Genomic DNA, 16,583 nt, shown 5'->3' with positions numbered 1-16,583 from the left:
ATCACAACATCAGCCGGTAACCGATACCGGCCTCGGTGATTAAGTAGCGCGGTGTGGTGGGGTCGTCGCCTATTTTCTGCCGGATATGGCTGACCACAATGCGCAGATAATGCGTATCCTGACCATGACTGGGGCCCCAGATTTCTTCCAGCAATTGTTTTTGTGTGATCACGCACTGTCGATGCCGCGCCAGTTTGGCCAGCACCGCATATTCTTTTGGTGTCAAATCAACAACCTCACCGTTGCAACACACCAGGCGCCGTGCCAGATCAATTTTAAGATAACCATCATCCAGCAATGCCGGTGTTGTGTCGGGCAGGCGGTCGCGTAACTGCGCTCTTATCCTGGCCAGCAATTCTTCCACACTAAAAGGTTTGGTAACAAAGTCCTGAGCGCCGATATCCAGCGCTTGTACCTTATCAGCGTCGCCGCTGCGTACCGATAATATAATCACCGGCACCTTAGAAAAGCTGCGCAGCTCAGTCAGCAGCTCTAACCCATTGCCATCGGGCAGGCCAAGATCCAGCACCACTAAATCCGGCTGCTGACGTACCGTCGCGGCCAGGCCGGTGGCCACCGATTCGGCCTCAGATACCTGATAACCGACACTTTTCAGCGCAATGCGCAGCATTTTGCGAATTTGGCTTTCATCATCAATAACTAAAATATGCGCCGACAATAGCGTTAATCTCCGGCCTGAGCTTCAGGTAAAGGTAAGTCAATAATAAAACGCGAGCCGCTGCCCACACGGGCGGCATCGGCTTTTACTGTGCCACCGTGAGCGCCAATCATACCACGGCAAATCGCCAGTCCCATGCCGGTATTATGCCGCTTACTGTCACCGTCGGCGACCACATAAAACATATCAAACACTTTTTCCCGCAGCGATTCAGCAATGCCCGGGCCACTGTCTTCAATTTCAATGCGGCAGATATTGGCTTTATGGCTGACAAACACCAATACCGGCTCGCCCGGCGGGCTGTATTTGGCGGCATTTTCCAGAATATTAAAAATACCCTGCTCCAGCAGTGCCGCATGCACATACAGCAGCGGCATATCAGGTTCCGACTGATAAGTTAATTCTACCTCGGGGAAAAAACGCTTTAACCTTTGGCGTGCACTGCCAATAATGTCGGCTACCGACACCCAATCACGTTCCAGTTTTAACGTACCGTGGCCCAGCCGCGTCATATCCAGCAGGTTCTGAATATACCTGTCCAGCCGCCCGCTTTCCTGCACTATGGTATCCAGCAGCTCTTTGCGATCCTCCGCAGATAACTGATTGTCCAGCATTTGCAGGCTCTCGGCACTGCCCATCATGGCTGATAACGGCGAGCGTAAATCATGCGATACCGACGATAGCAGCGCTGAGCGCAATTGTTCCATTTCGGCCTTGAGTTTAGAGCTTTCCAGTTCAGTATTTAACTGCATACGCTGCCACACGTTAAAGGCTTGCTGGCTTAAGCTGGTCAACAGGTCGGTATCGTCCGGCCGCAGCAGTTGCTGCGCCGGTGAAAATTGCACTAACAACACCGCTACTGTTTTCTCCTGCGCCGTCAGCGCAAAGGCAGTCCAGTCACTGGCGTTTAGGGTTTCACTAAAGCGGCCGGCCCGTTGTTGATGGCGCTGACACCAGTCGATCATCGCCTGGTCCAACGCCTGCAGCGGTTGTTTTAACGCGGGTATAATCTGTTGCTGTTCGGTTGTTGCCACTATGTGCACCGGGCAATGTAATGCCTGGCTTAATTGCGTCGCCAACGTAGCCCACAGTTCATCCGGCTGATTAATAACAGTAAGTTGCTGGGCAAAATCACGCTGCAATTCGCTGTAGCGATTGGCTTCTTTTAACAGCAGAAACTGCCGGCGTATTCGGGATGCGGCCGGGCCACACACCACACCGATAACAAGCATAAACAGCAAGGTGGCAATATCAGCGTTTTTATTGACGAAAAAGGTGTAATAAGGCTCGGTAAGGAAAAAGTTAAAGCTTAAAAATGATAATACAGCGGTAAAAATGGCCGGCCGTGCGCCATATTTAAGGCCGCATACTACTACCGACAACACATACACCAGCACCAAATTGCCGCTTTGCAACCAGCTACTTAACCCCAGCACCACCAGGCTGGCGATAGCGGTATACAGCAGGCCGTAAACATAGCCTGCCTTTTGGCCAAAGGTGGTAGACGCTTGCGCTGCTGAAGCCGGCAAACTACTGCGCTCAGCAGCACGCCAGACTGACACTTCCAGCGGTAAGCCGCTGTTAATAAGCTGCTGATACAACGGCTTACGCCAGGGCTGAAAGCGCCGTTTAGTGCCGGCACCTACCAATACCGTATTAATCCGGTGCTCTGCCAGATAAGGCAGTATGGTTTGCAAGGTTGACGGGCCGCGCAGAATTTCTGTTTGTGCGCCCAGCTCCCGTGCCAGCGCAAAAGCCGATTGCAGCCGTTTTTGCGCGGCCTGGTATTGCAACTGGCCGGTATCGACCCACACCACCAGCCAGGGCGTCTGGCGTTTTTCGGCCATACGCCGGCCAATGCGGATCAGGTATTCATGGTCGCGGCGGTTAGATATTAATACCAGCAGTTTATCTTTAATCAGGTAATCACTGCTGCGTGCTTTGGCGTCCTGCTCGGTTTTCAGCTGGCTATCGACATGGCCCATTACCAGCTTCATCGCCATTTCGCGCAGCGCTGTCAGGGTTTCCAGTTGGAAAAACTGCTGTACTGCCTGCTGCGCATAATCGGCCAGATAGACTTTGCCCTGCGCCAGACGATCCAGCAGATGATTCGGCGCTAAATCAACAAACACCAGTTGCTGTGCCTGGTCGATAAACTGATCCGGCACGGTTTCACTTACCCGCACGCCACTGATTTGCAGCACCAAATCGTTCAGGCTGGCAATATGTTGCACATTTAGCGTGGTATACACATTAATACCGGCAGACAGCAGCTCAGCAATGTCCTGATAGCGCCGCTTATGCCGGCTACCGGGCACATTGGTATGCGCCAACTCGTCTACCAGAATAAGTTCCGGCTTGGCAGCCAGTGCGGCATCCAAATCAAACTCGGTCAGCTGTTGGCCATGATAGTTAAGTTCACGCCGTGGCAAGAAGCTAAAGCCTTGCAGCATGGCTTCGGTATCAGCGCGGCCGTGGGTTTCAATCAGGCCCACTGTTACCTTAACGCCCTGCTGCATACACTCTTTGGCGGCATTTAACATGGCGCAGGTTTTACCTACGCCGGGCGCTGCACCTAAAAATATCTTTAGTTGCCCGCCCTGCTGCTGTTGCAGGCTTTTAAGTAGCGCATCGGCTTTTTGGCTGCGTACATCTTGTGCCACGGCGTCTATCCTTATTAACTTAGCAAATAATCTGGATTAAAAGCTTTTGCCCAGGCTAAATACCCAGCGATTATCACACAGCGCATTGCAGGCCGCACTATTGATGGAGGTACCGGCATAACCCAGTGACCAGTCAACACCCAGTTGCTGTGTCGCTAATGTCAGGCTCCAGTCGGTATAGCCGGAACCATCACGCACATCTGAGCCCAGAAAGGTTTGAAACTCAGCCGCATCGGCAAACTTATTGTACCCAATATGCCAATTAAGCTGAAGTTGTTCGCTCAGGCTTTGCTGCCAGCCGGCGGTCAGATACCAGAATTTGCCGACACCGGTGCCAAAATAGTCATCGGTAACTGCTAAACCGAGCTGCCAATCCTGATAACTGAGTTTGGCGTAGCCTTCAAAAAAGTTAAAACCTGTAGCGTCGTTATCGCCCTCGGGGTAGCGATACTGCATCAGGCCGACATCCAGCGCCCAGTTATCATTTAACGACCAGCTGCGGCCAAGCGATATATCAAGCTCCATACTGCCGTCACCAAATTGAATATTCGAGCCCCAGGCGCTGACATACCAGCCATCATCGTGGCTTAGCGTTAAGCTACCCTGCAACGCCGGGCCTTCGTCGGTTTGCGAAATACCGCGGTATAAATAATCAGAGGTAAACAGCACAGCACCGCTGCTACTGATTTCAGTGGCCTTAGCAACTGATGGCAGAGCAAATACGGCAGCGGCGGCGACAGCCAATACCGAACCGGATAAAACAGATAATACTAAACGCATAATAAATTCCTGCATAAAGAAACGGGAAAAACAACCACCAGCAGCCTGTTGCGCGGGTAGCAGCCGGTTGCCCCGTGTAACAACCGGCTAAAATAAGTCACTTATGGCAGCGGATGTTGTGCATCCAGCGCCAGGTTTAGCAGCAACACATTGACCCGTGATTGGCCAAACAGGCCCCACTGCGCCAGCTCGGTGTGTTGCTGCACCAGTTGTTCCAACTGCGCTGGCGAAATACCGCGCGCTGCAGCAACACGCTGCAATTGCAGCATGGCGGCTGTCGGCGAAATATGCGGGTCGACACCCGAGCCGGAGCTGGCGAGTAAATCTACCGGCAAGTCTGTAGCGGCAACCTGGTAGCGCGCGGTTAGCTCAGCACTGGTTTGCGCCACCCTTTGGCGTAACTGCGGGTTAGACGGCGCTAAATTGCTGCCGCCGGTTGCCATAGGGTCGGTACCCACGCTGCTGGGCCGGCCATGAAAGTAGTGCTCTGCGCTAAAAGGCTGCGCCACCAGCGCCGAGCCAACCAATTTGCCGTTCTGGCTGATTAAACTGCCGTTGGCCTGCTGTGGAAACAAAGCACCACTAATAGCGGTAACCGCTGCACTGTAAATACCGCCACAGATTGCCAGCATCACCAGCGCCAGCCCCAGCGCCGGGCGTAAGTTTGCCGAAGATTCAGCAGGGTTTTGGCTAAAGCCGGGTTGAATAATACTCATGGTTAAAATACCCCGTTCAGTAGTACATCAATCAGTTTGATGGCAATAAAAGGCAGCACCACACCGCCCAAGCCGTAGATCAACATATTGTTACGTAATAACTTTTCTGCGCTAATCGCTTTAATTTTTACGCCTTTTAGTGCCAGCGGAATAAGCGCCGGAATAATTAAGGCGTTAAATACCAGTGCTGACAGCACAGCTATTTTCGGATCCGGCAGTTGCATAATATTCAGCGCAGCAATGCCAGGCATGGCAGTGGCAAACACCGCCGGCACGATAACAAAGTACTTGGCAATATCATTCGCCAGCGAAAAGGTGGTTAAGGCGCCGCGGGTAATAAGCATTTGTTTGCCCACTTCCACCACCGACAGCAACTTAGTTGGATCAGAATCCAGATCCACCATATTGCCGGCCTCTTTCGCCGCCTGGGTGCCGGAATTCATCGCCAGACCAACATCGGCTTGCGCCAGTGCCGGGGCGTCGTTGGTGCCATCACCAACCATGGCCACCAAGCGGCCCTGCGCCTGCTCTTTGCGAATAAGCGCCAGTTTGTCTTCCGGTTTGGCTTCAGCGACAAAATCATCCACCCCGGCGGCTGCGGCAATAGCACCGGCCGTAATAGGGTTGTCGCCGGTAACCATTACTGTGCGCACGCCCATGGCACGTAGCTTGGCAAAACGCTCTGCCACGCCGGGTTTAATCACATCGGATAACTGGATAACCCCCAGCACGCGGTGGTTGCTTGCCACCAAAAGCGGTGTAGCACCTTGCTGCGCCACCTTCATCACTATCGGATCTAAACCAATGGGTACTGACAAGCCCTGGCGTTTAGCCCAGCTTTTTACTGCATCGGCAGCACCTTTAACAAACTGCTCGCCACTGGCCAAATGGATAGACGACAACCGGGTCTGCGCGCTGAACGGGGTAAACTCATCGCTGTCAGCCAACGCCGGTGAGGCATAGTCCAGCTCGTTGGCGAGGCGCACCACAGATTTACCCTCCGGGGTCGGATCTTGTAATGAGCACCACAGCGCGGCTTTGATAAGCTCTGCCTGCGCAACCCCCGGCAGTGGCAAAAATGCTGTGGCCTGGCGGTCACCAAAGGTAATAGTGCCGGTTTTATCCAGCAGCAGGGTGTCTATATCACCGGCCACTTCCACCGCTTTACCGGATTTGGCAATTACATTGGCCGCCAGCGCACGGTTCATACCGGCAATACCGATGGCAGGCAGTAAACCGGCAATAGTGGTAGGAATTAAACACACCACCAGCGCAATCAGCATCAGCCAGTCCAGCTCAATGCCGACAAAGCTTGCCATGGCCGGCAAAGTGGCTACCGCAATTAAAAACACCAGCGTCAGCGCCGACAGCAATACCGTTAGCGCCAACTCGTTCGGGGTTTTCTGCCGGTTAGTACCTTCTACCAGACGGATCATTTTATCCAGAAAGCTGTGGCCTGATTCGGCGGTAACCTGCACGGTAATAGTGCCGCTGAGTACTTTGGTGCCGGCGATAACACCGGAGTGATCGGTGCCGGCTTCGCGCAGCACCGGTGCCGACTCACCGGTTAAGGCCGACTCATTAATGCTGGCCACACCAATCACAATCTCGCCGTCTGCCGGAATAAGCTCACCGGCCTGCACCAGAATGTTGTCACCGGCTTTAAGCTCGCTGGCTGATATTCTGCGCTCACCTGTGCTGTCAAGTTTTACCGCCGTCAGATCGCGCCGGGTAGCTTTTAAGCTGGCGGCCTGGTCACGGCCGCGTGCTTCAGCAATGGCCTCAGCGAAGTTGGCAAACCACAGCGTAAAAAACAAAATCACACTGCTGGCCAGCGCAAAGCCAAAACTAGCGCCAGTTGCCAGTTGCTGCGCTGTCATCAGCATGGCAATGACGGTGGCAACCCACACCACTAACATCACCGGATTTTTAAACGCCAGCCTGGGATGCAGCTTGGCAAAGGCCTGCTGGCTGGCTTGTGTTAATGCTGAACTAGTATTCATATTATTCACCTGCATACGACTATTGACCTGCTACCACAGCGCTCTGCTGTGATAGTTCCAGCGCTTCACCAATAGGGCCAAGCACCATCGACGGTAAGAAAGATAAGAAGTTAACCACCAGGATCACGGTAACCAGCGTGACAGCAAAGGTAGGGTTAAACAGCGGCAGGGTGCCGGCCGTAGTGGGTACCCGACGTTTTTTCGCTAAGGAACCGGCAATCAACAGTGGAATAACCAGCGGCAGATAACGGCCCAGGATCAGCACCACTACACAAGTAAGGTTCCACCAGGGTGTGTTATCACCCAGGCCTTCAAAGCCGGAGCCATTATTGGCAAAGGCCGAGGTATATTCATAAAACACCTGCGCTATGCCGTGTAAGCCGGGGTTAGAGTTACCGGTAAGTGACGGGAAGGCCACGGTAATGGCAGTAAAGGTTAGGATCACCGCACTGGGTAGCACCAACAGCACGCCGAGCCAGCTTATTTCGCGCTTTTCCAGCTTACGGCCAAAAAACTCCGGCGTGCGGCCAATCATCAATCCGGCAATAAATACCGCCAGCCAGACATAGACCAGGAAATTGACAAAACCACAACCAATGCCGCCCCAGATGCCGTTAATTAACATGCCCGAGCGCGTTACCAAGCCTGCCAGCGGGTTTAACGAGTCATGCATCGCATTCACTGAGCCGTTTGAGGTTTGGGTGGTAAAGGTAGCCCACAGTGCCGAGACATCAGTACCAAAACGCACCTCTTTGCCTTCCATATTACCGGCTTGCTGCGCCAGTCCGGTAAAGGCGGCGTTCGGTTGCTGCTCGCTGTACACTGCCAGGGCAATAAACAACAGGCTTAAAAACGCCATCACCGACAGCGACAACAGCGTAAAACCGCGGCGGCGCACCATACCGCCGGCCATAAACACCACCGCCATTGGCACCAATACCAGAGCGATAGTCTGAATGGCATTGCTGACCGGTGTCGGGTTTTCCTGTGGGTTACTGCTGTTAGGGCCAAACCAGCCACCACCATTAGTACCCAGTTGCTTAATCGCTACCATGGCTGATACAGGACCCAGCGGTATCGTTTGTTCAGAAAGGCTTTGTTCAGACAGGCTTTGCCCTTGTTCAAGCACCGGCACGGTGGGGCTGGCGCTGTAACTGGCGGGTACGCCCTGGCTTGACAAGGCCACAGCAACCACAGCGGCCAGTGGCAGCATCAGGCGCAATACAGCACGCACCGTGTCCTGATAATAGTTGCCCAGGTCACGCTCTTCGCCCTCAGCAGCGTCATCGGCATTGCGGCCGCCTAAGATGCCGCGCAGTATCGCCACACATACCGCCAATGCCATCGCCGGTGTCACAAACTGCAGCGTAACAATTAAGAAACCCTGGCTCAGGTAAGTAAGCTGGGCCTGACCGGAATAGTGTTGCTGATTGGTATTGGTTAAAAACGACACTGCAGTGTGCAGCGCTAAATCCCAGCTCAGTCCCTCGATACCGTTAGGATTTAACGGTAAAACGTGCTGAAACAACAAAATAAGATAAGCAATAATGCCCAGCACCAGGTTACTGATTAAAAAAGCAATACCATAGCTTTTCCAGTTCATACCCTGCGTTGGCGTTACGCCCAGCAGTTTAAAGATGCCGTTTTCCAGCGGCATAAAAACCTTGTCACTCCAGTGTGGTCCGGCGGAAAATACGCCGGTCATATAGTGCCCTAACGGCCAGGCTAACAGCAGTGCCAGGGTAAAAATCAATATGACTTCCATTGCCAACTCCTCAGAACTTTTCAGGTGCCAACATGGCAACGATTAACACAGCGCTTAATGCGCCAACTAACAACAGTAAAACCCAACCCATTTGCCATATCCTTAGTGTGAACAACACGGCGCTAAAGATAGGCGCAAGCGGCGTAAAGTCTCCAGTTGGCCCGGGCCGTTAGGCATAAAGATTTCGTAAAATTTTGCTGGTAGCAGGATAAAAGCGGCGGCGAAACACTTATGCTAAGCGCCCTGACACAGCGTAAGAGAAACCGATAATGCGTTTGATAAGAGTAATCTTGCTATTCACCCTGCCACTGCTCACCCTGGCAGGCTGTGACAAAGCACCGGCTTTACATAAATTTTCCGGCACGGCCCAGGGCACCAGTTACAGCCTGACCTACTGGAGCACTGCTGCGGTTGAGCAACCACAGTTTGAAGCCGCCATTGCCGCCGAATTACAGCGGCTGGATAAACTGATGTCTAATTACCGTGATGACTCGGTAATCGAGCAATTTAACCAAAGCCAAAGCACTGCCCCGATTGAAGTGGGTGCAGAGATAGTCCGGTTGGTCAACATTGCCAAAACTATCAGTGCAGCCACAGCCGGCTGCTATGACCCGACCATCAAACCACTGTTTGCGCTATGGGGTTTTCGTGGCGATAAGCTTAGTATTCCGGCTGCGGCGCAGCTAGCCGAACTTGCACCGCAGCTGGGGCTCGGCAAGGTTGACGTCGTCAATAGTAGCGCACTGCAAAAGCAGCAGCCAAAGCTGAGTATCGATTTATCCTCTATTGCCCAGGGCTACTCGGTACAGCGGTTGACAGAGGTGGCTGAACAATTTGGTATTGATAATTACCTGATTGAAATTGGCGGTGAGCTGCAAACCCGCGGCAACAAACCCGATGGCAGCAATTGGCGGGTAGCGATAGAGCGGCCTCTGCCGGGCGCACAGCAGTTACAAAAAATAGTACAGGTAAAGCAAACGGCGCCGCTGGCTATTATGACATCCGGCACTTACCGCCATTATTACGACAACGAAGGTAAGCGTTACAGCCATATCATCGATGCACGCAGCAAAGCGCCGGTAACGCACCAAACGGTGTCAGTCACGCTGATACATAATGATTTAACCGAAGCCGATGCCTGGTCTACAGCGTTATTGTGTTTGGGATCAGAGCAAGGCAGTAAGGTAGCCGGGCAGTTTAATCTGGCCGTACTGTTTATTGACCAGACAAATAACGGGTTAACTGAATTACCCAGCACAGCGTTACAACAACATGCGGGAGTTATGTTAGTTGATGCAAAAATGAAACAGTAAAAAACACTAAGCCCTGCAATGCAGGGCTTAGGTTTTAGCTTGACTAACTATTACAGCGCTACTGCAACGCTATTACAGAATAGCTAACAGCTCTACATCAAATACCAGTGCACTGAACGGGGCAATGGCATTGCCGGCACCGCGCTCGCCGTAGGCCAGATCGTGCGGGATATATAAACGTAATTTTGAACCTGGCGACATCAGCTGCAGTGCTTCTGTCCAGCCAGCGATAACGCCTGATACCGGGAATTCTGCTGGTTCACCGCGCTGGTAAGAAGAGTCAAACACAGTACCGTCAATTAAGGTACCGTGGTAATGCGTGCGTACCGTTGAATTGCGGGTGGGTTTTTCACCTTCAGCCGCTACCAGTACTTCATACTGCAGGCCTGAAGCGGTTACGGTTACTTCAGCGCGCTTGGCGTTTTCTGCCAGGAAGGCTTCACCGGCACCGGCTAGTAATTCAGCTTTCTCAGCTTGTTCTGCTTGCATACGCTCGCTGATCACACCAAAGGCGGCACGAATTTGCTCGTCGCTTACCTCAGCGTCCTGCTCGGTATAGGCGGCGATCACACCGGCGGCAACGGCGTCAATATCTAAGCCGTCAAACGGGTTGTCGGCCAGTTGCTGGCCCATTTGTAAACCAATACCATAGCTGGCGTGCTGTTCAAGCGTTGTGTATTTATCTGACATGAGTTCCACTTATGCTAACGAAGCCAATGCTTCGGGTTAAAAAGTGCGCCTATGCTATCGCAAAAACGCATGAATGTCTTGCCGCCTCAGTCAGCCAGTTGCTGTACCCGCAACCAGATAGCATTAACATGCTGTTGGTCTTGCTCGGTTAGCTCACCATTAGCTATCGCCTGCGTCAACGTGCTGCTGACCTGAGTTATAACATCGGCGGCGGTAAAAGGTTCAGCAGCCACCTGCAAGGTACCGACGGCTAAATCGAAATGGCCACGCAGGTAACCGGCAGCAAATAGCTCGTCATCGGTAGCAACCGGCACTAAGGCATCAAACAAATCGGCGGCAGCGTCGATAAACTGCTCTGGTACTGATACTGCTGTCATATTACTTTTCATCCTCGTACCCTAAGCGGTACATTACGTAATCGTTATAGCCGGTAACGATATTAATTAAACCGGTAAGTTGCTGATCCAGCCTGGCATCGCCGGTATCGGCCAGTAACGGCCTGCCCTCAAGCTGCTGCAGTTTGGCTTTACCGGCAATCAGCACAATATTGTCGCGGCCAATGGCGCGGATAACATCTGGCGACAACTGCTGGTTACCGCGGCCAAACACGTGGCCCTGGCCACCAATTAACGTGATCACTAATTTACTCGGATAGCCCTGCACCAGCTCAAGCAGCTGTGCTGCGCTAACATCTTTAGCAATCAGCTCACCATTTTCTACCACATCCACGCCCAGCAGCGTGTTATCCAGCCCAAGCTCACTCATCACTGCCGCTACGGTAGAGCCTGAGCCCATCACGTAGCGTACGTTGTCTTCCATTTGCGAGGTAACATAAGCGGCTAAATCGGCCAGCACCAGCTCTTCAGACTCGCGCCCGCCCATTTTCACGCTTTGCACATAACGCAATTGCGCAGGTATGCGCATCTCACCAAAACGGCGGGCTTTTACTACGCCATCGCGAAATGCCTGCTCGTCAATATCCATTACAGCTGCTTCGCTAAGTGACACCAGCTCACCGGCAATTAATTTAGCCACCAGCTTACCGGCGGCCTGGGGTGAAATAGCATAAACGCCGGAATGAATTTTTACCCCGGCCGGAATACCCAGCACTGTAGTTTGCTCACCCACCGCTGCACAGATATTGCGCGCAGTGCCATCGCCACCGGCAAACAGCAAAATGTCTACGCCCTTTTCGGCCAGCAGCCTGGCGGCGTGCTCAGTGTCTGCAGCTGTTGATGGCAACGTTTGTGGCTGATATACCAGCTGATAATTCAGCCCCAGCGCGTCACACACGCTCTGGCCCATATCACCGGCTACGGTATACACAGCAAACTTATCACGCTGCGGTAACAGCTCAGTTAGCGCAGTAGTGGTACGGTTCATCGCCTGTGGTGTCGCACCCAGTGCCAGAGCTTGTTCGGCTTGGCCGTCGGAGCCTTTTAAAGCCACGCTGCCACCTAAACCGGCCAGCGGATTAACAATAAGCCCAAGCCGAAACAGATTTGCCATGCTGCAAATATCCTTTAGCGTACCTAAAAAATGGCGGCTATTGTAAAGCCTTGGCGCCAGCTTTGCTACCCGGCAAGGTTAATGCCAGCATTGTTGCCGCCAGTGCCAGCAAGGCGGCAATCATAAAGGCTAAACTGGCCCCCTTGCCGTTTTGCCAGATTAAGCCAGAGAAATAAGCGCCAATTGCACCACCGCCACCGAAAATAACACCGGCATACAACGCCTGGCCGCGGCTGCGCAGTTTTTTCGGGAAAAACTGCTGGATAAACTGCATGGCACAGCTGTGGGCGATGGCAAAGCTGCCAGCATGCAGCAGCATGCTAAAACACAGCAGCCAGACGTTATCGGCCACCGTTGCCAGCAAACTCCAGCGCAGCACCGTTAAGCCATAACACACGCTTAACAGCACCCGGTAACTGCGGTTACGCATTAAGTTGCCGGCAAAGTAAAACGCCGCTATTTCGGCCGCCACCGCCAGGCCAATAAACAAGCCGGTTTGCGTACCGCTGTAACCCAGATCGCGGCTGTATAGTGTGAAAAAACCATAAAAAGGGGCAAAGCTCATTTGCAGTAATAAAGCTGCCAGCATAAAACGCAGCAACACGCTGTTTTTGATCAGTTTGCTAAAACGTACCGGCTCGCTGCTCAGCTCAGCGTTCACACTAACCTTCGGCAGTAAAAATAAGCTGGTGAGCAGCAAGACTAAAAACAACAATGCCGATAACGGCAAAAACTCACTGCCGTAGCGCTCAAACAGCCAGCCCCCCAGCATAACCAGCACAATGTAACCCACACTGCCTGCGGTACGAATACGGCTGTAAGCGCGGGTATCGTCATTAACAAAAGCAAAAGTGGCCACTTCCAGCTGCGGTAAAATGGCGGTCCAGAAAAAACTGAACAGCGCAAAACCCAACAGCAAAGGCCAGAAACCATAATCAGCAAAGCTGCTAAGCCAACCAATAGCCGCTAACAAGGCGCCAAGGCGCATTACGGTTAACGGCTTACCGCTGCGCTCGGCTATCAATGCCCATACTGTAGGGCCAACAATACGGCTGGCGGTTACAATGGCCAGCAGCAGGCCGATATCAGCCGAGCTTAAGCCGCGGCCATCGAGAAACAGGCCGAAATACGGCACAAAAATACCCAGCACGCCAAAATAAGTAAAATAGGCCAGCACTAAGGCTGGCCGGGCGGAAATGCTAAACATACGGCGGTTTAATCTCTGCTGTTGCGGGCAATATCAGGCGTGGTTACCTGCACATGCATATTTTGCGCGCGGTGGCGCAGGTAGTGGTCCATCAGCACTATCGCCAGCATGGCTTCAGCAATGGGCACTGCGCGAATACCAACACAAGGGTCGTGCCGGCCTTTGGTGACAATATCTATCACTTCACCGCGGGTATTAATGCTTTTGCCGGGAATACTGATACTGGAGGTCGGTTTCAGCGCCATACTGACCAGCAAGTCCTGGCCGGAAGAAATACCGCCCAGGGTGCCACCGGCATGGTTAGCGCTGAAGCCCTGCGGCGTTAATTCGTCGCGATGAGTTGAACCGCGCTGTTCTACCACGGCAAAACCGTCGCCAATTTCTACCGCTTTTACCGCGTTAATGCTCATCATGGCGTGGGCAATATCGGCATCGAGGCGGTCAAACACCGGTTCACCCCAACCTACCGGCATATTGGTTGCCACTACATTTACCCGGGCACCGACAGAGTCGCCGTCTTTTTTCAGCTGGCGCATATACTCATCCAGCGCTTCAAGCTTGGATGGATCCGGGCAAAAAAACGGGTTGTTGTGTACTTCATCCCAGCTTACCAGATCGGCTTTTACCGGGCCTAACTGGGCTAAATAGCCGCGGATCTCAATACCACACTGCTCAAACAAGTATTTTTTTGCAATGGCACCTGCAGCCACGCGCACGGCAGTTTCACGTGCTGATGAGCGGCCACCACCACGGTAATCGCGGATACCAAATTTATGCCAGTAGGTGTAGTCGGCATGCCCCGGGCGAAATTGCTCTTTAATCTCAGAGTAATCCTGCGAGCGCTGATCGGTGTTTTCAATCAGCAAGCCAATGCTGGCACCGGTGGTGGTATTTTCAAACACGCCGGACAGAATTTTTACCGCATCTTCTTCCCGTCGTGCCGTGGTGTAACGCGACGTGCCGGGTTTACGCCGGTCTAAATCCAGTTGCAAATCGTCGGCCGTTAACGCCATACCCGGCGGGCAACCATCCACTATGCCGCCAATGGCCGGGCCATGGCTTTCACCAAAAGTCGTGACTTTAAACAATTGCCCTATGCTGTTACCGGCCATAGCTGTTCCTTAACGTAATGAGTCTTTAAATAAATGCTGGCAGCGTTCAAGTTCGGCTTTGGTAATGGCAAATACCCCTAAACCACCGTGCTCAAATTCCAGCCAGTCAAATGCCACTTCGGGGAAATCCTGCTGCAACTGCACCATGCTGTTGCCTACTTCACATACCAGCACACCGCCGTCGGTTAAATGAGCGGCAGCTTCACGCAAAATACGCCGTGTCAGTGCCAGGCCATCTTCACCAGAGGCTAAGCCCAGCTCAGGCTCGTGGCGGTATTCGTCCGGTAAATCGGCCATATCGTCAGCATCGACATACGGCGGGTTGGTCACGATTAAATCATACTGCGCGCCGGCCAAAGCGCTGTAGCCATCCGATAATATCGGGAATACTCTGTGTTCCAGGTCATGGCTTTCAATGTTTAGCTGTGCCACTTCTAACGCATCTTCACTGATATCCACCGCATCCACTTCAGCCTCAGCAAAAGCATAAGCACAGGCAATAGCAATACAGCCCGAGCCGGTGCATAAATCCAGAATATGGTTTGGTGTTTTACCGCCCAACTGACGGATAAACTTAGCACTGATTAATTCAGCAATTGGCGAGCGCGGCACCAGCACACGTTCATCCACATAAAACGGTAGACCGGCAAAATAAGCCTGATGCGTTAAATAAGCCGCTGGCAGGCGCTGTTCAATGCGCTGTTTTAACAGGCTGATAAAGCTCTGGCGTTCTACGCGGGTAAGGCGCACCGAAAACAGCTTTTCATCTGTCATTGGCGGCAAAAACAACACATGCGTTAGCAGTGCTGCAGCTTCATCCCAGGGGTTATCGGTGCCGTGGCCCAGATAAACCTGCGCCTGGTTTAATTTGCTGACGGCAAAACGCAACCAGTCGTGCACGGTAATAAGTTCAGCGAGGGCGTCGCTAATCAGCTCAGGGGTAAACAGGATTTCGCCAGTATCGGACATGATGGATTTAAGCTCTTTTTGTAATAACCGGTCAGTTTGAGTAGACTTGCGCGATGCAAAAGAAAGCCATTGTAACATCAACCGGCATTAGTGCCGAGGACAGCCAGCTGTTTCGCGAGTCGATAACAGGCGCACAGCCTATTGCGCAGGACAAGATACCGCCAGTTGCCGCCCCTCGCAAGAAAAAAAGACGTACAGACGTCTTAAGCAAACAGCTTGATGAAAATTTATTCTGGTTTTCAGATGAGTTTGAAGGTTATGTTGCCGACGGTGCCTGCCTGAGCTGGATACAAAACGGTGATGATCCGCATTTAGCCGGACGTTTGCGCCGCGGTGAATTTCAGCCCCAGGTGGTGCTAGACCTACACGGCATGACCACCCAACAGGCAAAAACGGAACTGGCCGGCCTTTTGGCGTACTGTGAAAAACAGCAATTTAACTGTGCCTGCGTAGTACATGGTAAAGGTTTGGGTATTTTAGCGAAAAAAGTGCCTAACTGGCTGATACAACACCCTAATGTACGTGCCTTTCATACCGCGCCGAAAAGCTGGGGCAAGCATGGCGCGCTGATACTGTTACTGAAAATAGCCAGCTAAAATCAGAAACTCAGCAGCGCCAGCTCCTGTGGAGCTAACCGCTCTAACAAACGCCCAGCCTGCCCTGGCTGATAATCAATACAAGCCAGCTGCGCCGGGCTGAATATTGGCGCCTGATCCGGCACAGTAAAAGCTTCCACCAAAAAACTGACTAATGGCATATGCGATACCAGCAACACACGCGCATCGGGCTTTTCACTGATGCGGGCGTCAAAATAGGCTTTAAATAACGCGGCATCACCGTCTGGTACCAGTTGCGACACAATCTCAAGTTGGCTAAACGGCGCCTGCTTGGCTAACATTAGCTCTGCAGTTTGACGGGTTCGTTGATAGGGGCTTGCCCAAACCCAGTCAAAGGCGGCATAGTGGTGCTGTAACCATAACGCCATCTGGCTAACCTCATGCTGACCTCTGGCATTTAGCTGTCGCTGGCTATCTTCCGATGATAGCGGCTCTGCTTCACCATGACGCATGATAACGAGATTTACCATTGCTTAAGTACCATACTGCTGTTTGAGTCCTGTTAAATCCCGGGAAGATAACAATACGCCGGGTAAAAATTGTGCGCTATGATAATGAAA

General features: G+C 52.5%; 15 protein-coding genes. 2 read left to right on the top strand and 13 right to left on the bottom strand.

Annotated elements, in window-relative coordinates:
* Position 1: 1 nt before the first annotated feature.
* From AR688_RS14650 to kdpA, 6 genes are all read right to left on the bottom strand, one after another.
* Complete coding sequence (locus tag AR688_RS14650) at positions 2-679, bottom strand: response regulator (RefSeq protein WP_082694795.1); 678 nt, start codon at positions 677-679, stop codon at positions 2-4.
* A gap of 5 nt (positions 680-684) precedes the next feature.
* Positions 685-3,342, bottom strand: a complete 2,658-nt coding sequence (locus AR688_RS14645; RefSeq protein ID WP_068235415.1) for a sensor histidine kinase — start codon at positions 3,340-3,342, stop codon at positions 685-687.
* Positions 3,343-3,378: 36 nt separating this feature from the next.
* Positions 3,379-4,122, bottom strand: coding sequence for a TorF family putative porin (locus AR688_RS14640; protein ID WP_197412234.1), 744 nt, complete (start codon positions 4,120-4,122; stop codon positions 3,379-3,381).
* A 101-nt stretch (positions 4,123-4,223) separates the two neighbouring features.
* A complete protein-coding gene (gene kdpC / locus AR688_RS14635; RefSeq protein WP_068235408.1) occupies positions 4,224-4,838 on the bottom strand; it encodes a potassium-transporting ATPase subunit KdpC in 615 nt (204 codons plus the stop codon).
* Between the two features lie 2 nt (positions 4,839-4,840).
* On the bottom strand, positions 4,841-6,841 hold the full coding sequence (gene kdpB, locus AR688_RS14630; RefSeq protein ID WP_197412233.1) for a potassium-transporting ATPase subunit KdpB: 2,001 nt from the start codon (positions 6,839-6,841) through the stop codon (positions 4,841-4,843).
* 19 nt (positions 6,842-6,860) lie between these two features.
* Complete coding sequence (kdpA, locus tag AR688_RS14625; protein ID WP_068235403.1) at positions 6,861-8,606, bottom strand: potassium-transporting ATPase subunit KdpA; 1,746 nt, start codon at positions 8,604-8,606, stop codon at positions 6,861-6,863.
* A 290-nt stretch (positions 8,607-8,896) separates the two neighbouring features.
* Here kdpA and AR688_RS14620 point away from each other — a divergent pair, with 290 nt between their 5' ends.
* On the top strand, positions 8,897-9,919 hold the full coding sequence (locus AR688_RS14620; protein ID WP_197412232.1) for an FAD:protein FMN transferase: 1,023 nt from the start codon (positions 8,897-8,899) through the stop codon (positions 9,917-9,919).
* 72 nt (positions 9,920-9,991) lie between these two features.
* Here the strand turns inward: AR688_RS14620 and AR688_RS14615 are convergent, their stop codons facing one another.
* The 6 genes from AR688_RS14615 to prmB all read right to left on the bottom strand — a co-directional run bounded on the left by AR688_RS14615 (position 9,992) and on the right by prmB (position 15,406).
* Positions 9,992-10,609 (bottom strand): FKBP-type peptidyl-prolyl cis-trans isomerase, encoded by a 618-nt coding sequence (locus AR688_RS14615; protein ID WP_068235399.1) that lies wholly within the window; start codon positions 10,607-10,609, stop codon positions 9,992-9,994.
* A gap of 86 nt (positions 10,610-10,695) precedes the next feature.
* On the bottom strand, positions 10,696-10,986 hold the full coding sequence (locus tag AR688_RS14610; RefSeq protein ID WP_156420309.1) for a YfcL family protein: 291 nt from the start codon (positions 10,984-10,986) through the stop codon (positions 10,696-10,698).
* 1 nt (position 10,987) lies between these two features.
* Complete coding sequence (locus AR688_RS14605) at positions 10,988-12,118, bottom strand: ATP-NAD kinase family protein (protein WP_068235395.1); 1,131 nt, start codon at positions 12,116-12,118, stop codon at positions 10,988-10,990.
* A gap of 37 nt (positions 12,119-12,155) precedes the next feature.
* Positions 12,156-13,325, bottom strand: coding sequence for an MFS transporter (locus AR688_RS14600; protein ID WP_068235394.1), 1,170 nt, complete (start codon positions 13,323-13,325; stop codon positions 12,156-12,158).
* Between the two features lie 8 nt (positions 13,326-13,333).
* Positions 13,334-14,437, bottom strand: a complete 1,104-nt coding sequence (gene aroC, locus AR688_RS14595; protein ID WP_068235393.1) for a chorismate synthase — start codon at positions 14,435-14,437, stop codon at positions 13,334-13,336.
* A 9-nt stretch (positions 14,438-14,446) separates the two neighbouring features.
* The gene (gene prmB, locus AR688_RS14590) at positions 14,447-15,406 is read right to left on the bottom strand and encodes a 50S ribosomal protein L3 N(5)-glutamine methyltransferase (protein WP_068235391.1); all 960 of its coding nucleotides are present in this window, start codon (positions 15,404-15,406) and stop codon (positions 14,447-14,449) included.
* A gap of 53 nt (positions 15,407-15,459) precedes the next feature.
* Between prmB and smrB the strand changes: the two genes are divergently transcribed.
* Positions 15,460-16,002, top strand: a complete 543-nt coding sequence (gene smrB, locus AR688_RS14585) for an endonuclease SmrB (protein WP_068235388.1) — start codon at positions 15,460-15,462, stop codon at positions 16,000-16,002.
* 2 nt (positions 16,003-16,004) lie between these two features.
* Here the strand turns inward: smrB and sixA are convergent, their stop codons facing one another.
* A complete protein-coding gene (gene sixA, locus AR688_RS14580) occupies positions 16,005-16,493 on the bottom strand; it encodes a phosphohistidine phosphatase SixA (protein ID WP_068235387.1) in 489 nt (162 codons plus the stop codon).
* Positions 16,494-16,583: the final 90 nt, after the last annotated feature.

It is taken from the genome of Rheinheimera sp. EpRS3, from assembly GCF_001513785.1.
Lineage (GTDB): Bacteria > Pseudomonadota > Gammaproteobacteria > Enterobacterales > Alteromonadaceae > Alishewanella.
Note: the sequence above shows the minus strand (reverse complement) of the source record. Positions and strands in the feature narration are given on the sequence as shown.

Bases quoted from the DNA above. Each gene is read 5' to 3' on its own strand.
- AR688_RS14640 (WP_197412234.1), bottom strand. From the start codon at position 4,122: ATGCGTTTAGTATTATCTGTTTTATCCGGTTCGGTATTGGCTGTCGCC.
- kdpC (WP_068235408.1), bottom strand. From the start codon at position 4,838: ATGAGTATTATTCAACCCGGCTTTAGCCAAAACCCTGCTGAATCTTCG.
- kdpB (WP_197412233.1), bottom strand. From the start codon at position 6,841: ATGAATACTAGTTCAGCATTAACACAAGCCAGCCAGCAGGCCTTTGCC.
- kdpA (WP_068235403.1), bottom strand. From the start codon at position 8,606: ATGGAAGTCATATTGATTTTTACCCTGGCACTGCTGTTAGCCTGGCCG.
- AR688_RS14615 (WP_068235399.1), bottom strand. From the start codon at position 10,609: ATGTCAGATAAATACACAACGCTTGAACAGCACGCCAGCTATGGTATT.
- AR688_RS14610 (WP_156420309.1), bottom strand. From the start codon at position 10,986: ATGACAGCAGTATCAGTACCAGAGCAGTTTATCGACGCTGCCGCCGAT.
- AR688_RS14605 (WP_068235395.1), bottom strand. From the start codon at position 12,118: ATGGCAAATCTGTTTCGGCTTGGGCTTATTGTTAATCCGCTGGCCGGT.
- AR688_RS14600 (WP_068235394.1), bottom strand. From the start codon at position 13,325: ATGTTTAGCATTTCCGCCCGGCCAGCCTTAGTGCTGGCCTATTTTACT.
- aroC (WP_068235393.1), bottom strand. From the start codon at position 14,437: ATGGCCGGTAACAGCATAGGGCAATTGTTTAAAGTCACGACTTTTGGT.
- prmB (WP_068235391.1), bottom strand. From the start codon at position 15,406: ATGTCCGATACTGGCGAAATCCTGTTTACCCCTGAGCTGATTAGCGAC.
- smrB (WP_068235388.1), top strand. From the start codon at position 15,460: ATGCAAAAGAAAGCCATTGTAACATCAACCGGCATTAGTGCCGAGGAC.
- sixA (WP_068235387.1), bottom strand. From the start codon at position 16,493: ATGGTAAATCTCGTTATCATGCGTCATGGTGAAGCAGAGCCGCTATCA.